Raw genomic sequence first — 26,424 nt, forward strand, 5'->3', positions numbered from 1 at the left:
AGTTTCGAATGACAGATAAAGAGAGTCTGAAATTACCCATATCAAGTGCAAGAAGAAGTCTTGCCTTGTCTTTTTATACCTTTCTCTCGCGTATCCTCGGGCTTGTTCGGGACCATTTTATGGCTGTCAGCTTTGGAACAGGTATGGTCGCTTCCGCCTTTAGTGTAGCCTATAGACTGCCAAATATGTTTAGAAATTTATTGGCAGAGGGGACACTCTCACAATCCTTTATGCCGATCTTTTCGGAATACGAAGCGATGGGAGTGGAAGCGGCGCGCGTAATGGCAGGAACTGTCCTAAGTTTTTTGTTTTTATCTCTTTCGATTTTTGTGGCCGTATTTTGGGTGTTTGCTGCTCAATTTTTGCCAATACTTGTCGGAGGAAGCCCAGAATATGGAAACCTGGTTGTAGAGCTTTCGCTGGTCCTATTTTTTCTCATTATGACAGCGAGTCTTTCTTCCATTTTCATGTCCATTTCGAACTCTCATCATAAATATTTCATTCCCTCTCTGTCTCCCATCATACTTAACTTAAGCTATCTCACCGTATTCTTATTTTTCTTTCCGTTTATATCTGATTTACGAGAGCGAGTTTTTACGCTCGCCTACGGAATTGTAGCTGGTGGCATCATACAGCTGTTTGTGCAGGCCATATTTGTTTATAAACTAGGTTATGGTCCACTTTTCCGATTAAACTTCCGACACCCTGCTATAAAAAAAATCTTTAAGCTGATGTTACCTGCAGCACTTGGTGGAAGTTTTTACCAGATAGGGCTCCTGGTTGACATCTTTTTAGCAAACTACATTCAGAATGCCAACCCTGGTCTTGGTGCTGTCGTGAGTCTGGACTACGCGCAGAGACTAGTTCAGCTACCGACAGGAATCATCGGTGTGGCGCTCGCAACAACGATCTTGCCATCGTTACTCAGAGACTTGCGTGCAGGCGAAAAGGCACGAGTTCCTGCGGAGATATTAGATGTGCTCAGTTTTGCATTCTTTTTAACCATACCCGCCGCAATAGGTCTCTCTGTGCTCGGCGAGACAGTGCTTGATGCGATCTACTATGGGGGAAGGTGGGATGAATTAGCAACAAAGACCGCGCTGCTTCCACTCATATTTTACTCGATTGCCATTCCCTTTTATAGTTCCAATAAGGTTCTTGTATCTTCCTATTATGCGTTTCAAGATACAAAAACGCCACTCAGGGTACAGTTTGTATCTTTTACTATGAGCATAGGCTTAAGTCTTTCGCTCATGTTTTTTTTAAAGCATGGTGCGATTGCCCTTTCATCTGCAATCTCTGCATTCGTAACATCAGGGTTATTGATATTTTTTCTAAAAAGACATGAAGTAAAAATTCCTTGGCTTTCGCTTGCTGGAAGACTTTCGGTGATGGTGCTTCCTTTTTTGGGGCTTTCCACATGGCTTCTGTTTGGTGAATGGTATTTGAAACCTTTGCTGAAACAGACATGGGGATTAGATATTTCCCACGCAGGTATTTCTCGCATATCTCTGTTAGTATCTATTTTGCCATCAGTCTTTATTTTTTTTGGACTGTCTGTTTTTGTAAAGTTGAAGGAGGCCGAGATTATCCTCGGCCGAGTGTTAAAAAGATTCTTTAAGTAATCGCCAAGGCGCAACGTTTACAAAGATCTCCTTCTCTTTTCAGATCACGCGTGTGCCTCCAGCATCTTGGGCATTCAAATTCTTCTGGTTTCAAGACTTGAATCTTGTAATGTTCAGAGGAGATGCTTGCCAAGGCTTGACTTGACTCCGATTTGTCTGTTTCTACTTGGGAGACCACAAAGAAAAGCTCGAGCTCAGAGCTTGCAAGCTCGGAGAGTGGAGAAGCCTTTTCCTGAATTGGAGTTAAATGGATTTTGGCTTCCAAAGATTTTCCAATATTTCCTTTCTGACGTGCCTCTTCCAATGCCTTTTGAACGAATTCCTTGGTCTCAAATACTGGTTTTAGTTTTTCTTCCAACGCTACATTTTTAAACTTCTCGAGATTCGGAAAATCGTGAAGGAATATGGAGTCGGTAAATCCAAATTCCTTCCATATTTCCTCGGAAGTGAAAGAAAGGATGGGAGCAATGAGAATTGTCAGAACCTCTAGAACCTTAGCGAGGGCATACTCCGAGGAACGACGAATTGGTGAACTCTTACTTTCACAATACATACGATCCCGGATGATCTCAAAATAATCCTGAGACAAGTTCACCGTACAAAAAAGGAGTAACTTTTGATAGACTTGGTGAAATTGAAAGGTTGCATAATGCCTTTGGATTTCTTCATTCAGAGTTGCTAGCTTGGAAAGATAATACGCATCAACATGATCCAATTGATTTAGATCTGTCATGTAAGAGAGGGCCTCCTTGCTTGTATTGCCGAGGAGATATCTAAAAGTATTTCGTAGCTTTCTGTAAGTTTCTGAGACAATCTTAATCGAATCTTTTCCCACTTTGACATCATCTCGGAAATCTTGGGTAGAAACCCATAGTCGTAAAATATCAGCACCATACTGATTGATGATATCAGTCGTAGGATTGATGACGTTTCCAAGAGACTTGGACATGGCATGACCTTTTTCATCTAACACATAGCCATGCGTAAGGACGGACTTATAAGGCGGAACGCCCCGGATGGCCATCGAGGGCCAAAGCGAAGATTGAAACCAGCCTCGATGCTGGTCAGATCCCTCTAAATATAAATCAGCTGGCTCCTTTCCAATTGAGTCACCAAACACTGAAAAACTGGATACACCAGAATCAAACCATACATCTAAAATATCTTTGTCTTGTTTGAGTTCGGAGGATCCACATTTTTCACATTTCGTATCGGGGGGGAGTAAGTATGCGGCAGATCTTTCATACCAGACCTCAATGCCTTCCCTTTTAACGATATTTATAAAATGGTTAATCGTCTCCTTTGTTAGGTGGGTGTGATTGCATTCCTTACAAGTAAAGGAAGGGATTGGGACTCCCCAATTTCTTTGCCGAGAAAGGCACCAATCTGGTCTAGATTCCACCATGGACCGAATTCTAGAAATGCCCCAATCGGGTATCCATTCCACTTTATCGATAGCTTTTAAGGATTGTTCTCTCAAAGAATCATGGTCAATGGAAAAGAACCACTGCGGAGTCGCTCTAAAGATCAGTGGTTTTTTACTTCGCCAAGAATGCGGATAGGAATGTTGGAATTCCGAATAATGGAAGAGCATATTTTTTTCTTTTAATAGTTCCACTATTTTAGGATTGGCATCCCAAATTTTTACTCCTTTCATCATCGGAAATTCGTCCGTATAACGTCCGTAATCATCGACAGGTGAAAACGCTGGCAGTCCTGCAGCGCTACCAACTCTGTAGTCGTCCGTGCCATGTCCCGGTGCGGTATGCACACATCCTGTTCCCGCATCCAAAGTTACATGGGGACCAAACAGAGGAATGGAAACTTGGTCTAGAAAGGGATGTAGGAAAGTCATTTTCCTTAGATCCTCAGTAGAAAGGCTTTTGACTTTTGTCAGAGCGATTCCCGTTTTTTGGGAAACGGTTTCCGCTAGTCCAACGGCAAGGATGAGATTGCCATGTTCTTCGCTTTTATAAAGCGCATAATCTAAAGATTCATTAAAACAAATGGCAAGATTCGCAGGAAGTGTCCAGGGAGTCGTAGTCCAAATCAGACAAAAATGATTCGGCTCACCTTTGATTGGAAATTTTACATAGATCGAAGGAGAGGTATGGTTTTGGTATTCGATTTCTGCTTCGGCATGTGCGGTGGCAAGGTCGATGCACCAATAGACTGGTTTCTTGCCTTTGTAGATATATCCCTTGTCAAATAATTGCCCGAATACTTCTACGATTTTCGCTTCAAATTCTGGAGCCATGGTCAGATATTTTCTATCTTCTTCCCAGAAGCATAAAAAACGACTCAGATCTTCACCTTGTTTGGTGACAAATTCATTCGCGTAATCTCTACATTTTTTTCGAAGTTCCGTTGGTGAAGTATTTCGAGCTTCCTTTCCTAAATTCTTTAGGACCTGTACTTCTATGGGCAAACCATGACAATCCCAGCCAGGAATCATATCGGTAGAGAAGCCTGCCATTGATTTTGATTTGATGATTAGATCTTTTAGGATTTTATTTAAAGCGTGACCGACATGAAAGTTTCCATTTGCATAGGGAGGGCCATCGTGCAATACGAAACTCGGCTGGTGTTTGCGAATTTCTTTCATTTTCGCAAACGTTTTGTTCGTCTTCCACTCTTGGATTTGTTTGGGTTCCCGAGAAGCAAGGTCTGCTTTCATTGGAAAGTTAGTTTGCGGTAATGCTACCGTCTTAGAGTACGGGTTTTCCGATTCCGATTTAGCCATGATACAACCAATGTCCTAAATTGGTGCGATACGGAAAACGGAAAAAATTTCTTACTGGGCTGTTAAAGCTTGATCCGAACTCCTGGAAGTTCATCGCGTAGTCTCGCAACATCCGATTTTTCAAAGAGAATTTTCTGAACATAAAGCTCTTTTAGATGCGAAAGTTTGGCTATATTTGAAGGAAGTTTTTTGAATTTCCGGAGCAATGTGATATCTAAAATTTCAAGATTTGGAATTTGAGAAATAAGCTCTACATCAGCTTCTGAAAATTCTAATGCCGTTTCATCTAGAGCCAAAGTCTTTAATTTTTTTAACTTGGTCACAAACCCGGGAACCGTTTTGAGTTTAGAACGCCCGAGTAATAAGATCTCTAAATTTTCAAGATTTCCAAGAGAATCTGGCAAAGACTCTATGGGATTTCCAAACAAATTTAAAATTCTTAGAGATTTTAAATTACCGAGCTCAGCGGGGATGGAAGTGAGGGAGTCGTATTGAAGGGTCAATTCTTCCACGGACTGTAAGAGTTCAATGTTAGCTGGTAAAGTTCCAAGTTCCTTTTTGGAAAGGTTTAGGATCTTTTCTCCCTGATTTGCTCGGATCCATTCATCAACGGATACCGGCTCTTTCGCACAATTTAAAAATGAAATTTGAAGGAGAATTAATGTTAAGAAAAGAGTTTTTGATGCTAGATTCATGGTCTAGGACAATAGAAACCATCGGCACCAACATTGGCAATTGTTTTAGACCATGGGAATCGCGGAGGCATACATTAGATTGGTTCGTGTATGCAGGAGTAAGGAAGTTAGGTTTAGAATCTTCAAAATTCTTTGTATCCCTGGAGTGACATTGAGTAAATAAATTTCAATACCCTTCTTTCTAAGTTTCATTTTCTTGTGGAGGATAATGCCAAGAATCGCAGAGGAAACTTCTTCCACGTTTCCAAAATCTAAAAAAATTTGAGAATTTTCAGCGACCAAAAACTTCTCTAATGCTTTTTCAAAACCACCCATGCAAAGAATGTCTAGTGACTTTGCTTCTACCAAAAGAACGTTTGCTTTTTGTGTTTGCCTGATCATCTTCGTTTTATTGTTCCTTTCAAGATAACCAAACGGATTTCTATAAAAATAATTAATAGGTCTGGTCCTTAGTTTTCAGAAAAAATGAAAAAAAAGAAACGTTTCCGTTCGAAATATTTTTATTATATGAATTCGTTTTTGGAAAAAATACTTAAGTCCAAATTGCTAGGTCGTACAGGAAAAATAAGCTTTTCATAGGAAGCTTCCATTCCAGTCTGTTAAATTATGAGAAAATATTTAATCTTATTTTTAATTTTACCTACAGTAATCTTCGCAGTACCAAACAATACTCGTACTCCGCATTCTGTTGAACTCCGTGGTGGCATTTCAAATTCCGACGGAAAATCAAATCCGATGGTATCCTTTCTATATCAATATTTTATGAATGATAATTGGGCGATTGGTTTTGCTGTTCAACCTATCCTAGTATCTAGAGAAGTGAGAGGAGGAAGCATTACTGAGAATGCGGCCCATCGAACCATCACGCTCATCCCGATTGATTTTACTGCCGGTTATTTTTTCAATATGGATTCTGCTTTGCAGCCGTTTATTCGTGGTTATATTGGTCCTGCCATAGTGCAAGGTGCAGGTTCTGCTGAACAGATCTTTCATCTCGGATTAGGAGCTGGTTTAAGATATTTTGTAACGGATGAAATTTTCCTTTCTGCGGAACTCAGTGGCAATGCCTTTGCACTCCAAGAAAAAACGCGCCCTCAAAATGGTCCATTTTTCCAAGTCGGAGCAGGAATCTCTTTCTAAATTTGTAGAATTCCATCGGCTTACAAAAACCCTGGATTAGAAGCAAGATAAGGGTGAGCCGATGATCAAAATTTCTGGATTAAACAAATCTTATGGCAGTCAAGTTCTCTTCGAGGATTTGACCTTCAGCATCAATCGCGGTGAGAAAGTGGGCATCGTCGGTCGAAATGGACACGGGAAATCCACTCTTTTCCAAATCATGCTTGGAACTTCCGATTATGATTCAGGAACGGTCACCGTTCCCAAAAATTACAAAGTCGGACATCTGGAACAACATCTAAAGTTTTCAAAGCCAACCGTTCTCGAAGAATGTTCGCTAGGTCTTCCTGAAGATGAAGAATACGAAACCTGGCAGGTAGAAAAGGTGCTCTTTGGTCTTGGCTTTACAGAAAAGGATATGGAACGTAACCCGAATGAATTTTCTGGTGGATACCAAATCCGCATGAACCTGGCAAAACTCCTTGTATCGAAACCTGACATGCTCATGTTAGATGAACCAAATAATTATTTAGATATCGTTACCATTCGGTGGCTCGAGGACTTTCTCAGAACCTGGGAAGGAGAAGTTGTACTCATCACTCATGATCGAAGTTTCATGGATAGCGTTGTCACTCATGTAGTTGCCATTCATAGAAAAAAGGCAGTCAAAGTGGAAGGTGATACAGAAAAATTATACACCCAAATCAACCAAGAAGAAGAAATCTATGAAAAGACACGGTTGAATGAGGCAAAAAAACGTAAGCAAGAAGAGATCTTTATCGCTAAATTCAAGGCTAAGGCTAGTTTTGCGAGTCGTACACAATCTCGTGTCAAGAAGTTAGAAAAACAAGGCGAGATGAAGGCTCTAGAAAATATTGACGACTTAGAATTGTACTTCAATGCTGCGCCCTTTGGGGCCAATCAAATGTTGGCCGCTGAGGAAATCAGTTTTTCTTATACTGGCAAAGAGCCATTTATGATTGAAAAATTTTCGATGCCGATTGGTAAGCGGGATCGTATTTGTATCATCGGTAAAAACGGAAAGGGTAAATCTACTCTTTTAAAAATACTGGCAGGTGAACTAACGCCTGTTTCTGGAAATGTCACTAAACATCCGATTTTGAAAGAAGGCTATTTTGGACAAACAAACAAGATGAGTCTAAAAGATGGAGCTACGATCGTTGAAGAGATCATGAGCGCGGATTCCTCATGCTCCGAAGGCAAGGCAAGAAACATCGCAGGTGGATTGATGTTTTCTGGGGATGCAGCCTTAAAGAAAATCAAGTTCCTTTCGGGTGGAGAAAAAAGTCGTGTCATGCTTGGTAGAATTTTAGTCGCACCATCTAATTTGCTGTTTTTAGATGAGCCAACAAACCACTTAGATATGCAATCCTGTGATTCACTCATCGAAGCGATAGATGCTTTTGATGGATCAGTCGTGATGGTTACACATAATGAAATGCATCTCAGAGCTGTCGCTACTAAACTTGTAATCTTTGATAAGGATCGCATTTCAATCTACGATGGATCTTATGATGATTTCCTTTCAGACATTGGCTGGTCCGACGAAGATGTTTAAACATTCAATGAATGTAAGAACATAACCTGTCCCTATGTCTCGCCTGAATTTTAAATTAGAAAAGGTTGCTTCCCATTCGCATGCCAGGGCTAGCACCTTTACTACATTACATGGCGATGTACAAACTCCTATTTTTATGCCTGTGGGCACACAAGCGACGGTAAGAACTCTCAATGTCGATACACTGGAAACAGTGGGTTCAAATGTTCTCCTTGCCAATACGTATCATCTTCTTTTACGTCCAGGAGCAGAAGTTTTTCGAAAGCTCGGAGGGATACATAAGTTCATGAATTGGGATCGACCTGTTCTGACAGATTCTGGCGGATTTCAAATATTTAGCTTACCGAATGCAAGAAAGATGACAGAAGATGGCGCCATTTTTCGTAGTTATGTGGATGGGGAAAACATTCTCCTTTCTCCAGAAATCAGCATCGAGATGCAAAAAGCAATCGGGTCGGACATCATGATGGTTTTAGATGAATGCGTTCCATCAACAGTAGATTTTTCAAGAGCAAAGTCTGCCATGGAAATCACACATAGGTGGGCAAAACGAAGTTTAAAAGCTCGTGGAGAATCCTCTCAGTCTATGTTTGGCATCGTGCAAGGAGCTTGTTTTCCGGAACTCAGAAAAGAAAGTGCCAAAGCACTTACCGACATGCCCTTCGATGGTTATGCGATAGGTGGTCTGGCAGTAGGCGAAACAAAAGCCGAACGAAATGATTTCTGCGAATTATCCGCATCGCTTTTGCCTCAAAATCTACCACGGTATTTGATGGGAGTAGGGACACCTTTAGATTTACTCGAAGCCGTGCATCGGGGCGTTGACATGTTTGATTGCACGATTCCTGTAGAGTTGGCACAGAGAGGAGTGGCCTTTACGAGTGAGGGAAAATTTCAAATCCATAGATCTATTTATAAATTTCTTGACGAGGCCTTAGACCAAAAATGTGATTGTCGATGCTGCAAGCATTATTCGAAGGCATACTTGCACCACTTGATTAAGGCAGGTGAAATTCTAGGCTGGCAGCTCATCGCAGAACATAATTTAACTTACTATCATAAATTAATGAATGATATGCGGCTAAGTATCTTGGATGATACTTTTTTTCGATTTTATTCCGAAAAGAAAACAGAGCTTCTGAAAAGTGATAATGTAAATCCTCCGTTTACATTAAAATCGGCTAAAAAAGATCGCCGAAGGTCGCTCGGTGATTATGAGGTCGTGGAAAGCAAAACAGGCAATTATTACAGCATACGTCAAAAAAGTTCCGGAGAGGTGATGCATTCTGTTAATTCTCCCATAGAAGAGGCTGATACACTTTATATCAAACAATCGCACTTAGGCATGTTATTAGAAAAATCGGATACGATTCCACTTGTAGTTTGGGATGTGGGTTTGGGAGCCGCGACAAATGCCATGGCAGCAATTTCCGCTCATGAAAGGAGTTCTTCCTCGAGGAAATTAACGCTGATTAGTTTTGAGAACGATTTGACTCCATTAAAGCTCGCCTTGAGGAATCATGGTAGGTTTCCTCATCTCTTCCACAAAGCCCCCATGGCTTTATTGAAAAATGGCCATTGGATTTCGGATGAAAAAGGCATCGAATGGAAGTTGATGGAAGGAGATTTCCAAAAGGTATACAAAAATGCTGAAGCTCCCGATTTAATTTATTTTGATCCTTTTTCGTATGAAACCGATTCCGAATTATGGTCTTACGATTTCTTCTGTGACTTCTATTCCCATTTGAAAGAATTTCAAAATCAAATATCCTTATATACTTACTCAGCGTCCACGCGAGTGAGGAGTGCGATGTTAGGAGCCGGTTTTTTAGTCGCCAGGGGTGCAGGTTCAGGACCCAAGAGCGAAACGACAATCGCCTTTACAAAAGAAAATTTCTCAGAGGAAATACAGAAACAATTACTAGATCGGAGATGGCTAGAAAGATGGATGCGTAGTGATGCAAAGTATCCAGAAAATCTTTTAATGGATAGGGAGAAATGGACTTCTCTCATCTTATCGCATCCGCAGTTTCAGCCTTCAATCCTCCTCGACAATCTCTGAAAAAATCTCACCATCAAAATTAATTTCAATTTCACCTTCATAAACTGAATGCGTACTAAATTTAGTTTCACGAAGTGGAACTTCCGCCTGTTTTATGTTATTTGAGTCTAAAATTCTCCCTTTTAACTTTCTATCCTTTTGTTCTGAAACAAATCGAAACGGAAATTTCCGATTCGAATCCCAAACAGCAGGGACAGATGCTATTTCTGCTGGCAGGATGATTGAAAAGATATGTGATTCTACCTGACCGTTCACGGTTTCCTGAATTTGTAATTTTGTATCGCCCACACCACTCACAGTTACTGGGATCATTCGATATAGGTAGGATTGAGGTTTCATTTCATATTCCATTTTCCCCTCTTTCCAATTTGAGAAGTAAGATCCATTTTCTACGGATAATTGGTAGGATCTTTTTTGTATGCTATCTGTTGTATTTTCTCGCGCAAGATAGAGAAAACCATTTCCTTTTTTGTTTTCTGGAACAAAGAAGATTCCATCAGATCTTTCCTTACTTTCGAATAAGATCGAACCTTCCCTCAGTCCATTCGGATGGATGAGTAATGGGTCCCACCAGCTCAAAACAGCAGAATCTCCGCTCACTGGATTTTCTTTATCCACTTCATATTCCCAGTCTGAAATGAAAGCGAGTCCCCAGTTTACGAGTGCTACACGGTTGGGAGGATTGATTTCTTCTCCAATCAGGCTGGTTCGAAGGAAACCAGTGCGGGGTTCATTGGGATCAAAAGTCTCCCAGGCTGGACTCGAAGTCGGGCTAAATTTTACTTCGTTTGTGTAGACAGAATCAATTCCTTGTGAAAGTCCAGGTAGGATAAAGGGGACTCCGTCGCTTCTTCCAGCCCAGGTATCAAGTAGCAGTCGAAACGCAATGTATAAAGGGATATTACCCTCATTTTTTGCTGTTAAATGAAAGTAGAAACCATTGGAACTTTTTGGGATTAGTTTCATCAAAACGATTACCGGATAACCAGGAACCTTCGCTGTTAACTCCAAGCTATCCCCAACTTTATTAATTTTTTTATTTTCTAATTTATCAAATTTGAAAATCGAACCTTCAACAGAGATCGAAGTATAAGAGGACCAGATTCCATCGGAAAAGGCACCATTGGGATGACCATAGATAAGATCGAGTTTTTCCTCACCTCGTTCTGTACCCATACTAAATCTGCCGTTGGAAAGCAAACTCATAGAATGCACTCCATTACGAATGTGCATGGGTTCCTCTGCTAATAGGTAGGGGTTTTTGATTTCTTTATATTTAAGTTCTGTTGAAGGTTCCTCTGCGGCGGTTTCATTTGTCCGGATCGATTTATCCATGGGTGCACAGCTAGCCATTAGGTATGAGATCAGTGAGAGTGTATAACATATTGATTTTTTCATTTAGATGAATCTCCGTATTTCAGATAACATAACAACTAATTGTTTCAACTGTGGTAACATTGCCCGCCAAATCTTCCGCATATGCTTGTATAGAGAAAATTTGGTTTTCTTTTTTTGAAATAAGGATCGGTTGATCATATCTTTTCCAGATTTCTTCTGCACTCGGTTTCCAGAAAATAGATCGTATTCCTGAGAGGGAGTCACTCGCCAAAATCGTGAGGAAGGATCCTTGAGCGCATGATTCGGCATCCTCATTTATAAATCTAGGTGGATTGAAACGAAATTCGATTTTTGGTGGCGAATCATCTATGACCAGTATGCGTGTTTTGCCAGAGTCACGATTTCCAAAAAAATCTACCGAATAATACGTCAATTGGTAAGAGCCAGGTTTTGGTAAATGGATCGCACCCATTGTCGAAAGGAAGGGACCGCCGTTAAGAGAATAAAAGGAATTTTGTGAAAATTTTAAATCAAAGGAATTGAGGAGCACAGTGTCACTTGAGCGCGCAATGATGGTATGGCTCGTATGGCTTTCATTTACGTCTAACGCAATGATTCTGGATGCAGCTATGGGGATTTTACGAGGAGGTGCCTCTTCCTTTTTCACTTCCTTTCTCACAACTACCGAAGGCGCAATGAAGCTCTTTTCGCGGGAGAGAACCCTTTCTCCACTCATTTGGCTCTGAAAAGAAACAAAAACAAGGGCCAATAAAAAAACTCGGTACATACGCATCCGAGTTTAATTTATTAACTTTTAAATGGAATCAAAAAAATCTAGAAAATCCAAAATGATCACATAACAGATCCCATGTCTATTCTTTCATTCGGTAAGAATCTTTTAGGGATAACACCGATTTTTGATAAAAAGAATCTATCTGGCTTTGGTCGTAATGGGCTTTTTTTATTAACTTCAAACAGAATTTTGATTTTGTTTCGGAAATCTTTTCCTTACCTGCAAGATCGGTTGCAAAGCGCGAAAAATCACGTATAAAAACATGAAAGATCATATCCAAGGTGTCATTGTCTGTTTTGTCAAATTCAGCATATTCTAAAATTAATTGACCATAAATGATTAGAGTAAGAAGCTCACCAATCGATAACATAAGATCTATATCCGTGGTGTCTTCTTTTGATAGCTCAAGCTCTTTAATGAGATCCACAAACAATTTAATTTGTGATTTGAAAATATCAAGGTTCGGAGTATTGAACTTACTGTAAACTTCTTCGTAGTCACCGAGTGCTACATTCCTTGTCGCCTTAGTCGTAGCTCCTTGAGCAAATAGAAAATCATCACTTTTAGGTTCCGTGATGTGTGGAACCTTTGAAGCGGGTTTCTTTTCAAAAAGATAGGCATTTAGAAACTGGTTTACGAGCATCATATTGATATGCACGGTTCCTTCAAGTTTCGGTAACATGCGTATGTCGCGGGTTGCCATTTCAAAGTACATATCCTTTTCAAAACCACGCGCCGCGATCACATCCCATAGATGATTGATTACTTCTTCCGCCTGCATCGTTACTTTCATTTTAACCATGGGATTAAAAAGTAGATAACGGCGATCTTCGGTAGACCCTGCCCGCATATAATCACAGGCTCGGAAAGCAAAAGATTTCATAGCGATCAGTCTGACGTAGGCATCAATAAACAATCGCTTGATATGTGGAAAGTTTGCAACGGATTCATTGAATAATTTTCTATTGGCAGCATGGTTTAGAGCTTCGTGGAAGGCATGCGTGGCAATTCCAATGGACGCCCATCCCAAATTGTATTTAGCATAAGCAACCGTGGCAAGTGCCGCATCCCATGCGTCTCGGTCCTTACTTAGAATCTCATCCTCTGTAATGGGATAGTCCTCTAACTGAAACTCTGCGACATACTTTTGTGATTGGACAACATTCTGTATGAGTTTGTACTTTGGATGGTCTGTTCTAACTGCAAAAAAAACAAACTTACCAGTTTTAGCATTTTTTCCAAATACTGAAATTCGTTTACCCACATTTCCATTTCCAATATAGTATTTGGAACCGCGTGCGAGATAAGATCCGTCCTCCTGAGGAATCAACTTCATATCAGAGGAAATTAAATCTGCTCCATGTTCTTTTTCAGACAAACCGAAACCAAAAACGCCTCCTGCAAGTAGGTCGTTTTTGGTTTCTTCTTTTACTTTTGTATTTTTCGAATTCCAAATAGGACCAAGGCCGAGTATACTCACCTGCCATACGTACCAATAGGAGAGTCCATAGAAGCCTAAAATCTCATTAAAATAACAATTACGAAAGTTATCAAAGCGACTCCCCTCATGACCGTAAGCTGGAGGAGCTAGCAGTGAAGAAAATACTTTTTCATTTTTTAAGTGGGTAACAAAATCTTCATACCATACATAGGCATGGTCGTCTGCCTTAAGTTTCTTTTTGCCCTTGGATTCAAAAAATGCGATTGTGGATGTTAGAATATTTTTTGTTTTTTCATCCAAGTGGGAATAGTCGGGATGGTTTGGATTTAAAAGGTGCATGTAGGGAATGATTTGCAATAGTCCTAAGATTTGCGATCATTTTTACAAAATTGAATTTCAAATTAATGTTGTTAGATTCAAATGACTAGAGACAAAGTTAGGTATAAAATTTATGATCCAATTTGAAACACTTCAGCAGTATAAAAAAGTTCCAAACCAAGAAAATGGAACCTGTTTCGCCTGTGGCCAAGATCACGCGACAGGATTGCGCATGAATTTTTTTACAGATGATTCGTCCGTATTTTCTGAAATTTTAGTGCCGAGTCGTTTTGCCGGATGGAGTCAAATCGTTCATGGTGGCATTACTGCGACGATTTTGGATGAGACTCTTGCATGGACTGTCATCTATCTAAGGCAGTCTTTTATACTCACCAAATCTCTTACGATTGAATATCTGAGGCCTATATTCGTAGATAAACCGTTATACGCAATTGGATCGATTTCAGAAGTCGTATCAGAACGAGAACTGTTAGTTGATGCGGCTATTTATGATAGCGAAAAAGAACTTTGTGCGAAAGCAAGAGGAAGTGTGGTAATGTTTTCGGCCGAGCAAATGAAGAAAAAAAAATTGTTTCCAGAAGTTTTTCTGAATCAATTCGAATCTTCGGTGTTCGGCAAATGACCCTCTGTTGAAGGCATTCCCTTATATTTTTTATATAATTCTTTGATTTGCGTTTCGCTGTATAAATTTTTGTTTTGTAAATGGATGCCAAATATTTGTTCCCATCCATTTTTTTGTTTCGATAATTCTAGGCTAATCGCAAGTTCCCTGATTCGATTTGCAAACAGATGTTCGGCCCAATCAGTTTCTCCAGTGGAACTAGTCGGTAGACCAGTGATTTCTTCAACTCGTTTTCCATCGCTACCATGAGAAGTGGCATGAAACTTTTTATCACCATTTCGATTCATGTGAAACTCAACAGTATGCATATATTCATGAAAAATTTGGGGAAAGTTTATCATTGTTAACCATTCGGACGGCATCTTAATATATGTTCGAAAAGGTGAGTTTGCAAATTTTGGTACGATCGGGAAGGATCCATAATTTGCATTGGCATTTCCACCAAATCTGGGAAAAGCAATAAAAACTAGATCGCTTTCGGTAGCAATTTGATTCATCTGTAAGGAGAGATTTTCGTCCCATGGCGCGAGTCCGCTAAGCATAATATAATTTCTCTCGTTTAGACGAGTTGCCGTTTGAGTTACGTTTATCATTTTAATCTCAATTGTTAGTTGATTCTCGCTAAATAATTCGATATATCTTTTCAAAACTTTTAATGAGAGCAGACCGTGCAAAGCTAAACAAGGATCCATCCTCTTTTGGAGTTTTTCTGTCTCGGTATTCGCTACAATTACATATGTAAGAGTCTGAATGTATTTTGGTTCTTTACTATCCAGAGTTTTTGATTTTTGGACGTATCGCAACATGTCTTCTGGATTGCCCCAGCCTGTATGATTTCCTTTGTTGTGGATCCAGTCGACTACCTTGCCGTTCGCGCTCTTAAATTCTAATCCCTCTAAAAAATATGTTTCGGCTGTTTCATCTTCTCTGTTCGCAAATTCTCTGGCACCTAACCAGAACCTAGCGGATGCCTTACAGTTTTTTTTATCTTTTGGTTGGGTATCACAGAAATCCCGAGCCTTTTCGAATTCCATTTTATGAATAAGACGAGAGTACTTGTCCTTCGGAAGCGGCTGGTCATCTTCGAATTGGCATTTATTTTTTAATTCTTCTTCAATGGAAATGGCAGAAAGGCCTGTAGATACGAGGACGCAAAAAAATAAGATGGTATATCGAAACATAATTTAGAGAAAGAAAATTAGGATTCTTATCTCGTTGATAATGTTCTAAGGATTTCTTTGCCATGATGGCCAAGTTCAATGAACTCAGCCCCAATGTGGAAGGTATTATTTGTAGTAATTTCTTTTCTGACGATTTTTATTTTGGCTTCAATCAGGTGGCCGGTCAAATGATCTTCTAATCTTACGTCCATAAAATCATTTAAGTTAATATGTTCAGTCGTTTCAAATGCCAATCCCGTAACGGATATATTTTTCGAGATGGTTTTGAAAGATTTGTCAGTCAGCTTGCAAGCCAATTCGAAATTGGCCTCGAAACGTAAACTACCTCTTTTATCAGGTGAGTAAGCAATGACTCTATTTTTGCCGGAGTATTTCGCAAAGTAGAGGGCTCTGTCTGCGAAATCAAAAAGTTGTTCTACGGAATTTGCCTTATCCGGATAAGATACGATGCCACCGCTCACAGTTACCTTTTCATTTTCAAATTCAATTTGTCGAATGTTTTCAAGAAGCTTTTGAGCAGCAATCATCGCACTCGGTTCGTTAGTTTGTGGTAGTATGACAGCAAATTCTTCGCCGCCAATTCGACAAGCTGTATCTTCTAATCTCATATTCGTAGCAATTGTTGTGGCCACACTCACAAGAATTTGGTCGCCCTTTGGGTGTCCGTAGGTATCGTTTATTTTTTTAAAATTGTCAATATCAATGATAAGCAAAGACAAAGGTAAATTATATCTCTTTGCTTGTTTGAATTCACGCTGTAAGGAATTCTGAAAATGACGGCGGTTATAAAGTCTAGTGAGTTCATCTACAAGAACTAGCTTTTCTGTTTCTGCGAAGAGACGTATCTCAATCAGCTTTGGATTCGAAAGTTTCTTGTTAACGTTAATGAAGTAGTCTAACATAGCTACCCGAAAGCCAACGTCTCTCTTGAGTTGGTCGGAAAGCGAGTTTTTATATTCAATAATTTCTTTCCAGATGGTTTCTGCCTCATCCTCGGGAAAATCCATAGAAGTAAAAACACGGAGGAGTGCAGAATATACATGGTATCCTGAATCAAGCACAGTTGCGGAGTCGCGCAGCTTTTCGAATAGGTATTCTTCATTTGCTGAGTCCTCATCAAGTATGTCCATTATCCTCTGGTCTAAGGTTTGGTTACTTAAAGTTGTAGGTGTTTTCGTCAGCATTTTGGTCCTCGAATTTCGCTTGTACCAATTGGTATCAATGACCATTTGTGGGGATGTTCTTTTCTTTGTAAAGATCGGTTTGCTTGTAAATAAATGATGTGTCCATAGAATGAATGTCCGTAATATAATTTGCTACAAAGAAGATGGGAAGGCACGATGATTGGAAGTCGTAAAAAGCATGAGAGAATTATAAAGTACGAATGCATGTACCTAGCTTGCCGAGATATCCTGGGAATCAGAAGTATGGACAGCTGGCTAAATAGGTATAGGTTTGGGTTCTTTCGTTAAAGAATCATAATGGATTTCTTGAAATTCCCTTTACCAGAACTGTGATCAGGTCAAATTGTCAGGATGAACGATGAGACAGAAAAAAAAGATTTTGAACTGCATTCCCTTCGCAATTTGCTCGGCATTTCTGGAGAAGAATTTTCTTTTTTAAATAAACTGACAGGTGAGGAAATCGGTAGTTTAAAAAACCAAATTCTACTGAGCATGCAAAACGGACAACGCGAGATTTTTGTGACGATTGCCAAAGTCAGCCGGTTTATGCCAAATTTTTTAAATGCCAAAGTCTCTCAGGACATCCTTGGACCGCAAATCACTGCCAATCTTTCCTATTTTTTAACAGCGAAAGAGGCAATCGCGATCGCAGGCTACTTCCCGACTAAATTTTTTGCAGATGTCATCGAGTTTCTCGTGCCGGAAAAAGTGAGTGAGATGATTAGCCTCACACCTTTTGAGCAAATGAAAAAAGCAGTGGATGAGCTCATCTCCAGAAAGAATTTTTTTATCATTGGTTCTCTAATGGACTTCACTCCCATAGAATCTGTAGATAAGATGGCCCGCGGTCTTTCGAATCCGGAACATCTCATTCAAATTACATACAACTGTCAGAATAAGAAACGAGTATTGGAACTGTTCCAGGCCTATGGAGAGCGACGCATCTTTGAAGTGATTAGCACCGGCTTAACAGATGGTTTATTTCCTGTGATGAAGGTGATTTATGAACATGCCGATCCTTCGCTCATCGCGTTCACCAAAAAAACAATTTCGGAAAATGAGCCAACGCTTTTAGGCAGGTTTGAAGAAATGCTCGTGAGATAACAGGCTGAGAATTCGAAACTAGAACAAATTTTCTTTATGTTTTATTACGACCGCATTGCTGTGGCTCATTAAATTTGAAAGCTTCACTCAATTCCAGGAGAGGCTCTGGCAAGATAAAAAACAACTTTTCAGTTTAGCCTGGTTTTAAAATTAAAAAGGGCTAACAGCGTTTTGTGTCCTCGTTTTTTTATACTTCCTTTTTTAAACCAAACGGAATCAACGATACGTAAACTTTCGCAAAACAAACTCGAAGGGTCCCATGGAAAAATATTTTTTCCACAGGGAACTAAAAATCAAATTGAATCCGTAAATTGGAAAGACGAGAAACATATATTTTTCGGGCGGTAACTTTGCGTAGTAACCAAGTCCCCAACCATTAAAAATGAAAGCTAACAAAATGGAATGTAACAGATAGTTAGTAAGAGACATGCTACCGACTGAGGCCATTGCTGATTTTAGTCCACGTAACAAATAGTGCTGGGACTCAGAAAATTTCAATAGTCCATAACAATACAGCAAGGCAAAAGAGACTCCGCCAATCGCAAGAGATGCTCCCGTAAAAAAGTCACTCAGGTAGCTAATTGATTCTAAATTCACCCAAACAAATAGAGAATTGCTAATCACTCCCAATACAAAAATGTAAATCCAATACCCAGAAAATCTTTGAAAAAAAGTATTTGGATCATTGAGGGTATTTTGTCTTCCCATCCACAGACCTACCAAAAATAAACAAAAAGCAGAGGGCCAGTTGAACAGAATGATAAATGGAAAGGTAAGCTTGATCTCTTTCAATCGTTGTAAGGTGGCTGTTGTAAAATTGCCCAGATAGCCTTGAATGGATTGATCGGTCAGAGTTTTTGTCAAAGCGGGATCCTCTTTGGAACCATAATGAATCAAAAGCCCTATGATCCCGTAAAATAGAGCGGAAACGATCCAAGAGTATAGACTCATCTTCAAAATATCCGATAAGGATGCATCCTTACTTTTATAAAGAAAAACTCCAAGTAGGGAATAGGTAATAAGGATATCTCCATTAAAGAAAAAACATGCATGTAAGATTCCTAAGAGCAGTAGCCCAAGAAGTCTTCGAAAGAAAATGCGCTTCGTATCGAAACCTTTTGTTTCCGAGCTATTTAGTAGAATGGTAAATCCGTAACCAAAAACGAATGAAAATATCAGAAAAAATTTTCCTGTGACAAAAAAATATCCGAGTGAGGTAAAAAGCTTAGAAAGATCGGTATGATTTATCTTCATACCAAAAGGTGGTTCTGCAATTACGGGCAAATTTGAAATCAATATTCCGAAAATGGCAAATCCTCTCAATAAATCCAAATACAAGACACGGTTTTCTGAGTTCATCGTTTTATCCTCAAAACATACATACCATCAGTATGTATGTTTTGTCAGCAACTAAAAAAAACAAAATAATTTGACTTTAACGGAAAATAATTCACGCTATGGATATGAGTTTAAAAATTGAGCAAGGAGAAGAGACCAAAAGGCAGATTTTAAAAGTAGCGCGAAAACTCTTTGGTAAAAATGGATACAACAACACATCGATTGAGGATATATATTCAAGTTTAAACCTAACACGTGGAGCCTTGTACCATCATTTTTCGGGCAAAAAAGAAATTTTTTATGAAATGTGCCGTGTTTACAATCACGAGCTTGTTCAGGAATTAGAGAATTGGGATTGGAGGGAATTCCGAAAGAGATGGTCGGAAACCTTGGATTTAACGGAGGATAAAAACTTTGTTCAAATATGGATTAAGGATTTAGCAAGCGTTCTTAACGCAAAAGAAATGAGTCAATTAGATGAAGAGTCGATAGAAAAATCTATCACGGTTCTCTTGGAAGGTGCCATTCGTAATGGATCGATTCGAAAAATTCCCACGAAAGAAGCCTCCCAAATGATCCTTGGTATGCTAAACCAGGCGTTGCTGGTGCTCTCCGAATTGGAAGGAGATTCCCTTTTGCGATCAAAAAAGAATTTTATAAAGGTAATGAATTTGTTTTTAGATTCTTTGGAATCTTAAATGAAATTCCAGAAAATATGCCGTTTGTCTCCCACGAATCTTCAATTGGTGGCGGAAGTAGCGGATCGACAAGTGCGGGCAATGCTAGAATCGTAGGAATGTAATTTTATCATCCCGATCATTTAGGTAGAATTCGTATGATTGCGCAAAAAAGGTATCCGTTTTTATGTAATCAGGCTAATATCTACGACTGGAGAGTTTCATTTGGCTGACAGCATCTGGTTTGCACTGACTCCACCCATAATCAATGCATTTCGCCTCGGAACTGTTATGTACACACGTAACATTGAATTAACATATGAGGAATCAAGATTCGAAGAATCGAAAAAGTAAAAATTGAAGATGTGCAGGATTGGTCGTCAGCGTTACCAATATGATTGTCGCTTGCGTATTTGGAAATTCATTAGCTGGTTAAAGGAAATCAATATTGGAATAAAGTATTAAATAAACCTTGGAATCAATGGAATGTAAATGATTTTAGCACGGCTGGCAAAACATAAGGAAACCACTTTTGGGAAGTAGGGAGGTTGAGTCGAAAGGATTTGTGGGAGAAAGGGAGAGGGACTTTCCTACCAATCAATTGGAAAATAGTCTTTTAAGAATTTCCCACACCAATGTTTTCCCGTATTGATGCCGTCAAACAGTGGATCAAGTACTCTTGCCGCACCATCTACGATATCTAGTGGCGGTTGGAAATCATGCTGTTCTTGTTTTTTTTGGAGAAGTTCAATAGGATCTTCATCTGTCACCCAACCTGTGTCGACCGCATTCATGTAAATCCCATCTTTTGCAAAATCACTAGCCGAAGTATGAGTGAGCATATTGAGAGCAGCCTTTGCCATATTTGTATGTGGATGCCTATCTTCTTTTTTGAATCGATGAAATTTCCCTTCCATGGCGGAAACATTGATGATATGTTTTTTGCCAGTAAAATCCCTTCGCATAATGGAAACCAATCGGTTGCAAAGCACAAAGGGTGCAATGGCATTGACAAGCTGAACCTCAAGCATTTCCGATGTATTGATCTCTCCCAGTTTAAGTCGCCAACTATTTGTTTTACGAAGGTCTACCTGTTGTAGATCTGCATCTAGTTTGCCTTCGGGAAATACTGCCTCGAGTTCATGAGAATTATCATGTGAGTAGGGAATCATGGCAAGGGCCGCAGAAGAACGGATACCGATACCTGGCAATTTCCCTGTCCAGCTAACAGGAAGTGCATTCTCTTGTGCCAAGTTGTTTTCTCTAGGTACTAAGTTTAACTGTTTGTTACAGTCCTCAAAAATTTTTAAAAGTGATCTCACATGAGTCGGAAGTTCCTTGATTTTTAAAGACTCGTTTTCCATCATATGGCTGTAAAAACCTGGAGGTCTACGAACCGTCTGAGCCGCGTTATTTACTAAAATATCAAGACGATCTAAATTCTGCTCCAAATAGGTGCAGAAAATTTCAACGCTGGGTGTGTGTCTAAGATCCAGACCAAATATTTGGAGTTGGTCTTTCCAACGTGGATAGTCTTCTTCTTTGGAAAATCGTAAGGCAGAGTCGATCGGAAATCTTGTTGTGGCAATGACTTTGGCCCCGGCTCGCAGGAGCATGAGGGTTGCTTGGTAACCTATCTTTAAGCGAGAGCCTGTGATGACAGCCACTTGACCGTGCAGTGGGGCCGATTGGAATCGCTTTTCATAATTGAGCTCGGCACATTCCTTACACATAGTGTCATAGAAGAAATGTAACTTCGTGAATTCTTTTTTACAAATATAACAGTTTCTTGGGGATTTTAACTCACCTGCTTGATCCCAATTCCAGCCAGAGGATTGATCTGTAATTTGTAAAGGTGCTTTGAAAACGGTCTCCGTTCTTGCTAGGCGAATCCCTGTTAGTGCACGTGCTTTTTTTTCGTCGACTGCGATTTGGGACTTTCTGTCCTTTTTGATCGTTCGGTTTCGTCTTCTGATTTCATTTCTGTCTGGTCTTGAGACGCGACCTGCCGCTATCATGAGCGCCAGTCTGTCTGCCTCTGGTAGCTGGGTGAGTCTGAGGGGGTCATCTGCCAGCTCTTCTAGAAATTTGATACAATCATTTAAGTCCATATCTTCCTAGTTGCTGGTCTAAGGCAATGCACTTCTTTGGCAAATCAAAAAGGAGCATACCGGGATGAGAAAACGAATGGATAGAATACTGTTGCGATACATCCGGAAGTAGCAGCGTATAATAATTCTTCTACTGGTAAGTGAAAGATCATGATATTAACAAATTTTTCCGTGTGCCATGTTAGTTCAAATATGTTTGGATAAATCAAAATCATCGCATAACATAAAATTGCGTAAGTAATGGAAGTGATTCCAGCACCTAATAGTCCCGGAAGAATGAGGTCCTTTCTTTTAAAAAAGATAAATAAGCTGACTCCTGACATTAGTATCGGCGACCCAAAGATTAAATGGATTTGGAAAGTCACAAAGAGACAAATCGAAAGTAGACAAAATATAAAAAACAAAACGAGTAGTTCAACAGAAGAAAATTTTCCCTTTGGATAAGGTTCAAATTTTTTTCGGAAAGCGAAGGCATAACCGGTCGAGGTAAAGGCAGACAATCCGACAACAAAGATGATGTCCTCCACACCGAATCCAAGGATATCAATAAGATTCCATAGAAATTTAGGCTCCCAATACGTGGGATAAAATAGGAATTCGGTGAAGGCGAATGGTATGGAGCACAATGCGAGAATACGAATGACAGATCGTAAATCCTTACGAATGAGAAAGATAATGGACCCAGGAATCAAAAAGAGTAGAGATAGGATTAAGAAATTATAATCAAGAATTGAAAATTTCATGCAGGGTATTGATAAAAAAAATAATTCACGATTAGTATCACTTGTATGCTCAAATTAAACGCAATCGAGAAAAATACGAATACGGATAAAAGAAATTCTCCTGGCAAGGCTTTGATTCCGAGAAGGGAAAAACAAATCATAAGAAAAGGCAAAATCCAAAGGAGGGCATCGATACGGAAATGTAGGTCCGTCTGAAGGAATGCAAAACCAAAGAGAACAGCTAACTCAAGTAAAATGATTGCGCACTTAGCAAAGCCCAGTCCCCAAGTCACAGCCATCGTTTTTTTTCCAATGAGGGCATCGGAAGGTTTGTCGGGAAGAGATGTTGCCATAGCGCAGGCAAGGTTGATACCGAGAAGAGGAAGCAGGAGTGCAAATTTAAAATCGCCATAAGTTCCAGATTGGCCTAGAAAACCATAAATAGGCAGCACTATTCCGACACCTAACATTTGTAAAAATTCCCCTCCACCATTATAGGATAATCTCAGAGGTGGATAGGAATACATCTGCAAGAGGAGAACGGCAAAAATTGAGAGTAAAATGATAAAAGGATTTCCAGATCGGATACTGAGTGCTATCGAAATTAAGAAACAAAAAATGGCCATCAGTATTGCCGCGTTACGAATCTGTTCTGGTTTTAATTTTCCATCGGCGAGTACACGTGAACCACCGGAAAAAATCGTATAGGTTTGATTGAGACGGTCTCCTTCAAGATCAGCAAAATCATTGGCAAACACGATATATAACTGATTAAAAATTCCAAAGGTTTGTATGATAAAAAAAGAAATCCAGTCGAGCGTGTTATGGATGCTAAAGTATATCGCTTGGCCAAGCAAAAGTGGAATAAAAATATAGGATTGAGAAGGCAGTCTAGCTGCCTGGAGCCAAGCTTTTAAAGTCTTCATAAACCTCATGTTTCCCCACCTTTTTGAAATACCCTTCTGAAAAATAAAATGCCCAGAGTAAAATAAAACAGAGAGCTAACAAGGAGCATGAATAATCCTTCTTTAATTTCTATTATCGATTCTTTTTGCAGTAGTATTCCATCGATTACCTGTTTTAAAATCGATGTCGGCAAAAGATCAAACAAATTAAAAAATAAGGATTCGCCGAGCCTAATGGTTAGATTCGGTTTTGGAAATAAGATTCCAGAAAAAAGTAGAAGTAAAAACATAACAAAGCTCGATCCGAGAAATGCCTGACTGGAATTTTTATGAAAGCTCGCAAGCAGTAAGCCTAGACCGATCATGCTGAGTGCACCTAGAAGACAAGTCAGGAAAACGAGTAGAAAGTTTCCGTAAAAAGCAAATCCCAAAAAATGAGTAAGTGTAATCGATATTAGGATCGAGACAGCGGCATTTAGAAATTGGATGCTACCAGACCCAATCAGATATTCATGAACTGAAGTATTGGATATTTTGTATCTAAAAATCAAATTAGATTCTATTTCAAAGGCAAGCATCATAGTTGTCGAAAATACGATCATGATGATAGAAAAAACAAGAAATCCTGGGACAAAGTTTTTAAATTCAGAATTTTTTTTCGGGTCTTGTTGCATTTTACTTTTGACAATGATCTGGGTATCGTTAGCATCCAGAATCTCGTTTTTAATGGAATCTGAAAGTAAATATACCACACGGTCATTTCTTTCACTCCCTTTATGATTTTGGATTTCAATCTGTACTTTTTTAGGGTTCGATGAAGGTCCTCTTTCGTTTTCGAGGATAGAGATATCTACTTCTTTTTTCTCTATAGAAACGATCAGATCATCCCTTGTTTGATAATGCTTTAGATCAATGCCATCGAAATTTTTTGCCGTTAATTCTATAGCTTCCGAATGTATCTTAGGTAAAAATACGCCTACATGAATGATAGGAGTTTGTCCCCATAAAAGCCAGAAGAAAAAAATAAAGAAGGGCGTTGTGAATAACGTTAGTCCTAACGTTAATGGGTCACGTAATTCCTGTAACATGCCGCGAGAGAAGATAGAAAAAATTCTCAAACTTCAACCTTCATTGACATAATTTTTTCATACTGAGATTTGATTTGCAGATATTTCTCATCATTACTTGCTGAAATCGGATTGCGAAGAAGAATTCTTCCTTCGTTCATAAAGATTACTTCTTTTGAGATAGAAGCAATTTCATCTAGATCATGTGAAGAACAAATGATGGTTAGATTTTCTTTTTCGTTTAATTTCAAGAGGAGATTTCTAACAAAATGTTTACTTTCTAAATCTAAATTTGCTGTCGGCTCATCTAAGAGGAGTAGCTCGGGGCGGTGAATGAGGGAGATCGCAAGGTTGACCCGTTTCTGCATTCCACCTGAGAGCTGTTCGGTGAGTTTACTCGCATGGTCCGATAAACCCAACTCTTCCAATAGAAAGTCGACTCTTTTGTTTGCATCCAAGCGAGGAACTTCAAACAAATCTGCATTAAATAATAGCTGTTCCTTTACGGTTAAGTTCCGCCAAAAGATCGGTGTCTGAGAGCAGAATCCGATCCGAGTACGAGCCAAAAAAACGAAACCAGAATCCGGTCGAAGTAGACCAGCAATCACCTTGAGGAGTGTCGTCTTTCCTGCTCCATTCGGACCCAAAAGGCCAATAATGGCCATGGAAGAAATTTCTAGGTTGATCTCATTTAAGGCTATCCGATTCTGAAAGCTCTTGAAAACGTGCTCTATCCTTAAGAAACTGGTTGTATCCTGTTCGACCACTAATGAAATAATATTTAACATGACAATGAGTGAAAGTAGTTTCCGTTGAGTAGTGAAGAAAAAGTAGCAAAAATGAATGCTTTCGAGAAATGGATCTATGCTCTCAAAGTAAAGAGCTGGCCCAAATTGCTAGTCCCCTTCTTTTTTGGGCAATGTTTTGGATATTATCACTCGCCCCTTCCATCTTTTACGATCGCACTGCTCGGACTCTCATTTACCGTTTTTCTCTTGGGTTATATAGTTCTCTTAAATGATTATGCGGATATAAATGTTGATACCATTAAACGAAAGTTATTTCCTAACGATTGTTCGCCTAAAACAATCCCTGATCAAATCTTAAGCAAACAATCCATTCTCGTTGCAGGTATTATGTCGGGATTTTTATCAATCCTTACTGCCTTCATTTTAGAAGATTATACCGAACGAAGCTTTATATTGTTTTTTTCGTTTGTCTGCATTATTGTTTTTGCTGCTTACTCTCTGCCTCCGTTCCGACTCAATTACCGTGGAGGGGGTGAACTTCTTGAAATGATTGGTGTCGGATTTATGCTCCCTCTCTTTCACTTTTATTTACATTTGGGATTTCATTTTGATTCGGTCTTTATGTTTCTTCTTTTGGTTTCAACTCTATTTGCGTTTTCGAGTGCACTCGCTAGCGGACTAAGTGATGAAGAGAGTGATCGCTTAGGCGGAAAATCGACCTTTGTCATTCTATTTGGTAATGCCAATGTTCGAACAATCATCAACGCAACTGTCATCATTAACTATTTGCTAATGCTTGTTTTTAGTTTTCTTTTTTGCGCTATCATTCCTTTTGCCTTAGTCATTTTTATCGTTTTCTATTTCCTTTATCATATCTATTTTATTTTGAAATTTAGCCCTTCTGCGGTTACAAATGCGTTTAGCGCCCAGAAAGAATATAAGGACCATCTTCATAAATTAATATGGGGTAGCATCCTCCTACTTTCCTTTATGATGAATCTGACTTATTTGAATCGAGCGATTTGAATCC

Annotated in this window: 23 protein-coding genes; 9 read left to right on the top strand and 14 right to left on the bottom strand. The window is 39.4% G+C overall.

Annotated features, from left to right (window positions below):
- Positions 1 to 8 precede the first annotated feature (8 nt).
- Positions 9 to 1,625, top strand: coding sequence for a murein biosynthesis integral membrane protein MurJ (gene murJ, locus EHQ58_RS12100; protein ID WP_135624136.1), 1,617 nt, complete (start codon positions 9 to 11; stop codon positions 1,623 to 1,625).
- On the opposite strand, the gene ileS is transcribed toward murJ, so the two are convergent.
- The 3 genes from ileS to EHQ58_RS12115 all read right to left on the bottom strand — a co-directional run bounded on the left by ileS (position 1,618) and on the right by EHQ58_RS12115 (position 5,444).
- Positions 1,618 to 4,368, bottom strand: a complete 2,751-nt coding sequence (gene ileS, locus EHQ58_RS12105) for an isoleucine--tRNA ligase (protein ID WP_135624137.1) — start codon at positions 4,366 to 4,368, stop codon at positions 1,618 to 1,620. The genes murJ and ileS overlap by 8 nt on opposite strands.
- Before the next feature lie 62 nt (positions 4,369 to 4,430).
- Positions 4,431 to 5,063: a leucine-rich repeat domain-containing protein gene (locus tag EHQ58_RS12110; RefSeq protein ID WP_135624138.1), complete on the bottom strand. Its 633-nt coding sequence runs from the start codon at positions 5,061 to 5,063 to the stop codon at positions 4,431 to 4,433.
- A 45-nt stretch (positions 5,064 to 5,108) separates the two neighbouring features.
- Positions 5,109 to 5,444: an STAS domain-containing protein gene (locus tag EHQ58_RS12115; RefSeq protein WP_135624139.1), complete on the bottom strand. Its 336-nt coding sequence runs from the start codon at positions 5,442 to 5,444 to the stop codon at positions 5,109 to 5,111.
- 225 nt (positions 5,445 to 5,669) lie between these two features.
- Between EHQ58_RS12115 and EHQ58_RS12120 the strand changes: the two genes are divergently transcribed.
- The 3 genes from EHQ58_RS12120 to tgt all read left to right on the top strand — a co-directional run bounded on the left by EHQ58_RS12120 (position 5,670) and on the right by tgt (position 9,823).
- The gene (locus EHQ58_RS12120; RefSeq protein WP_135624140.1) at positions 5,670 to 6,203 is read left to right on the top strand and encodes an outer membrane beta-barrel protein; all 534 of its coding nucleotides are present in this window, start codon (positions 5,670 to 5,672) and stop codon (positions 6,201 to 6,203) included.
- 61 nt (positions 6,204 to 6,264) lie between these two features.
- Positions 6,265 to 7,761 (top strand): ABC-F family ATP-binding cassette domain-containing protein, encoded by a 1,497-nt coding sequence (locus EHQ58_RS12125; protein ID WP_135624141.1) that lies wholly within the window; start codon positions 6,265 to 6,267, stop codon positions 7,759 to 7,761.
- 34 nt (positions 7,762 to 7,795) lie between these two features.
- Positions 7,796 to 9,823 (top strand): tRNA guanosine(34) transglycosylase Tgt, encoded by a 2,028-nt coding sequence (gene tgt, locus EHQ58_RS12130; RefSeq protein ID WP_135624142.1) that lies wholly within the window; start codon positions 7,796 to 7,798, stop codon positions 9,821 to 9,823.
- Here tgt and EHQ58_RS12135 read toward each other — a convergent pair.
- From EHQ58_RS12135 to EHQ58_RS12145, 3 genes are all read right to left on the bottom strand, one after another.
- Positions 9,800 to 11,221 carry a hypothetical protein gene (locus tag EHQ58_RS12135; RefSeq protein ID WP_135624143.1) on the bottom strand — a complete coding sequence of 474 codons (1,422 nt, stop codon included), beginning with the start codon at positions 11,219 to 11,221 and terminating at the stop codon, positions 9,800 to 9,802. The genes tgt and EHQ58_RS12135 overlap by 24 nt on opposite strands.
- Positions 11,222 to 11,240: 19 nt before the next feature.
- Positions 11,241 to 11,948, bottom strand: coding sequence for a hypothetical protein (locus tag EHQ58_RS12140; RefSeq protein ID WP_135624144.1), 708 nt, complete (start codon positions 11,946 to 11,948; stop codon positions 11,241 to 11,243).
- An 85-nt stretch (positions 11,949 to 12,033) separates the two neighbouring features.
- Positions 12,034 to 13,734 carry an acyl-CoA dehydrogenase family protein gene (locus tag EHQ58_RS12145; RefSeq protein WP_135624145.1) on the bottom strand — a complete coding sequence of 567 codons (1,701 nt, stop codon included), beginning with the start codon at positions 13,732 to 13,734 and terminating at the stop codon, positions 12,034 to 12,036.
- A gap of 112 nt (positions 13,735 to 13,846) precedes the next feature.
- On the opposite strand from EHQ58_RS12145, the gene EHQ58_RS12150 reads away from it, so the two are divergent.
- The gene (locus EHQ58_RS12150) at positions 13,847 to 14,356 is read left to right on the top strand and encodes a PaaI family thioesterase (RefSeq protein ID WP_135624146.1); all 510 of its coding nucleotides are present in this window, start codon (positions 13,847 to 13,849) and stop codon (positions 14,354 to 14,356) included.
- Here the strand turns inward: EHQ58_RS12150 and EHQ58_RS12155 are convergent.
- On the bottom strand, positions 14,326 to 15,537 hold the full coding sequence (locus EHQ58_RS12155; protein ID WP_135624147.1) for a hypothetical protein: 1,212 nt from the start codon (positions 15,535 to 15,537) through the stop codon (positions 14,326 to 14,328). The genes EHQ58_RS12150 and EHQ58_RS12155 overlap by 31 nt on opposite strands.
- Positions 15,538 to 15,563: 26 nt before the next feature.
- Positions 15,564 to 16,721 carry a diguanylate cyclase gene (locus EHQ58_RS12160; RefSeq protein ID WP_246047345.1) on the bottom strand — a complete coding sequence of 386 codons (1,158 nt, stop codon included), beginning with the start codon at positions 16,719 to 16,721 and terminating at the stop codon, positions 15,564 to 15,566.
- A 351-nt stretch (positions 16,722 to 17,072) separates the two neighbouring features.
- On the opposite strand from EHQ58_RS12160, the gene EHQ58_RS12165 reads away from it, so the two are divergent.
- Positions 17,073 to 17,825: a hypothetical protein gene (locus tag EHQ58_RS12165; RefSeq protein WP_135624148.1), complete on the top strand. Its 753-nt coding sequence runs from the start codon at positions 17,073 to 17,075 to the stop codon at positions 17,823 to 17,825.
- Positions 17,826 to 18,041: 216 nt separating this feature from the next.
- On the opposite strand, the gene EHQ58_RS12170 is transcribed toward EHQ58_RS12165, so the two are convergent.
- On the bottom strand, positions 18,042 to 19,184 hold the full coding sequence (locus EHQ58_RS12170; RefSeq protein ID WP_135624149.1) for a DUF418 domain-containing protein: 1,143 nt from the start codon (positions 19,182 to 19,184) through the stop codon (positions 18,042 to 18,044).
- Positions 19,185 to 19,288: 104 nt separating this feature from the next.
- On the opposite strand from EHQ58_RS12170, the gene EHQ58_RS12175 reads away from it, so the two are divergent.
- Positions 19,289 to 19,861, top strand: a complete 573-nt coding sequence (locus EHQ58_RS12175) for a TetR/AcrR family transcriptional regulator (RefSeq protein ID WP_167883619.1) — start codon at positions 19,289 to 19,291, stop codon at positions 19,859 to 19,861.
- Between the two features lie 204 nt (positions 19,862 to 20,065).
- Entirely contained in the window at positions 20,066 to 20,194 is a 129-nt protein-coding gene (locus EHQ58_RS19030; protein WP_281277115.1) for a hypothetical protein, read from the top strand.
- Between the two features lie 236 nt (positions 20,195 to 20,430).
- Here the strand turns inward: EHQ58_RS19030 and EHQ58_RS12180 are convergent, their stop codons facing one another.
- The 5 genes from EHQ58_RS12180 to EHQ58_RS12200 are packed head-to-tail and all read right to left on the bottom strand — an operon-like array spanning position 20,431 to position 25,433.
- Positions 20,431 to 21,951 (bottom strand): SDR family oxidoreductase, encoded by a 1,521-nt coding sequence (locus EHQ58_RS12180; protein WP_135624151.1) that lies wholly within the window; start codon positions 21,949 to 21,951, stop codon positions 20,431 to 20,433.
- A gap of 44 nt (positions 21,952 to 21,995) precedes the next feature.
- On the bottom strand, positions 21,996 to 22,694 hold the full coding sequence (locus tag EHQ58_RS12185) for a lycopene cyclase domain-containing protein (RefSeq protein ID WP_135624152.1): 699 nt from the start codon (positions 22,692 to 22,694) through the stop codon (positions 21,996 to 21,998).
- The gene (locus tag EHQ58_RS12190; protein WP_167883620.1) at positions 22,691 to 23,599 is read right to left on the bottom strand and encodes a prenyltransferase; all 909 of its coding nucleotides are present in this window, start codon (positions 23,597 to 23,599) and stop codon (positions 22,691 to 22,693) included. Before EHQ58_RS12190 ends, EHQ58_RS12185 begins: the two co-directional genes overlap by 4 nt.
- Positions 23,600 to 23,604: 5 nt before the next feature.
- The gene (locus EHQ58_RS12195; RefSeq protein WP_135624154.1) at positions 23,605 to 24,696 is read right to left on the bottom strand and encodes an ABC transporter permease; all 1,092 of its coding nucleotides are present in this window, start codon (positions 24,694 to 24,696) and stop codon (positions 23,605 to 23,607) included.
- Complete coding sequence (locus EHQ58_RS12200; RefSeq protein ID WP_135624155.1) at positions 24,693 to 25,433, bottom strand: ABC transporter ATP-binding protein; 741 nt, start codon at positions 25,431 to 25,433, stop codon at positions 24,693 to 24,695. The genes EHQ58_RS12195 and EHQ58_RS12200 overlap by 4 nt, the downstream gene beginning before the upstream one ends.
- Before the next feature lie 24 nt (positions 25,434 to 25,457).
- On the opposite strand from EHQ58_RS12200, the gene EHQ58_RS12205 reads away from it, so the two are divergent.
- Complete coding sequence (locus tag EHQ58_RS12205; protein ID WP_135624156.1) at positions 25,458 to 26,420, top strand: prenyltransferase; 963 nt, start codon at positions 25,458 to 25,460, stop codon at positions 26,418 to 26,420.
- Positions 26,421 to 26,424 lie beyond the last annotated feature (4 nt).

The sequence above is a fragment of the Leptospira ognonensis genome (genome assembly GCF_004770745.1).
Classification (GTDB): Bacteria; Spirochaetota; Leptospiria; order Leptospirales; family Leptospiraceae; genus Leptospira_A; species Leptospira_A ognonensis.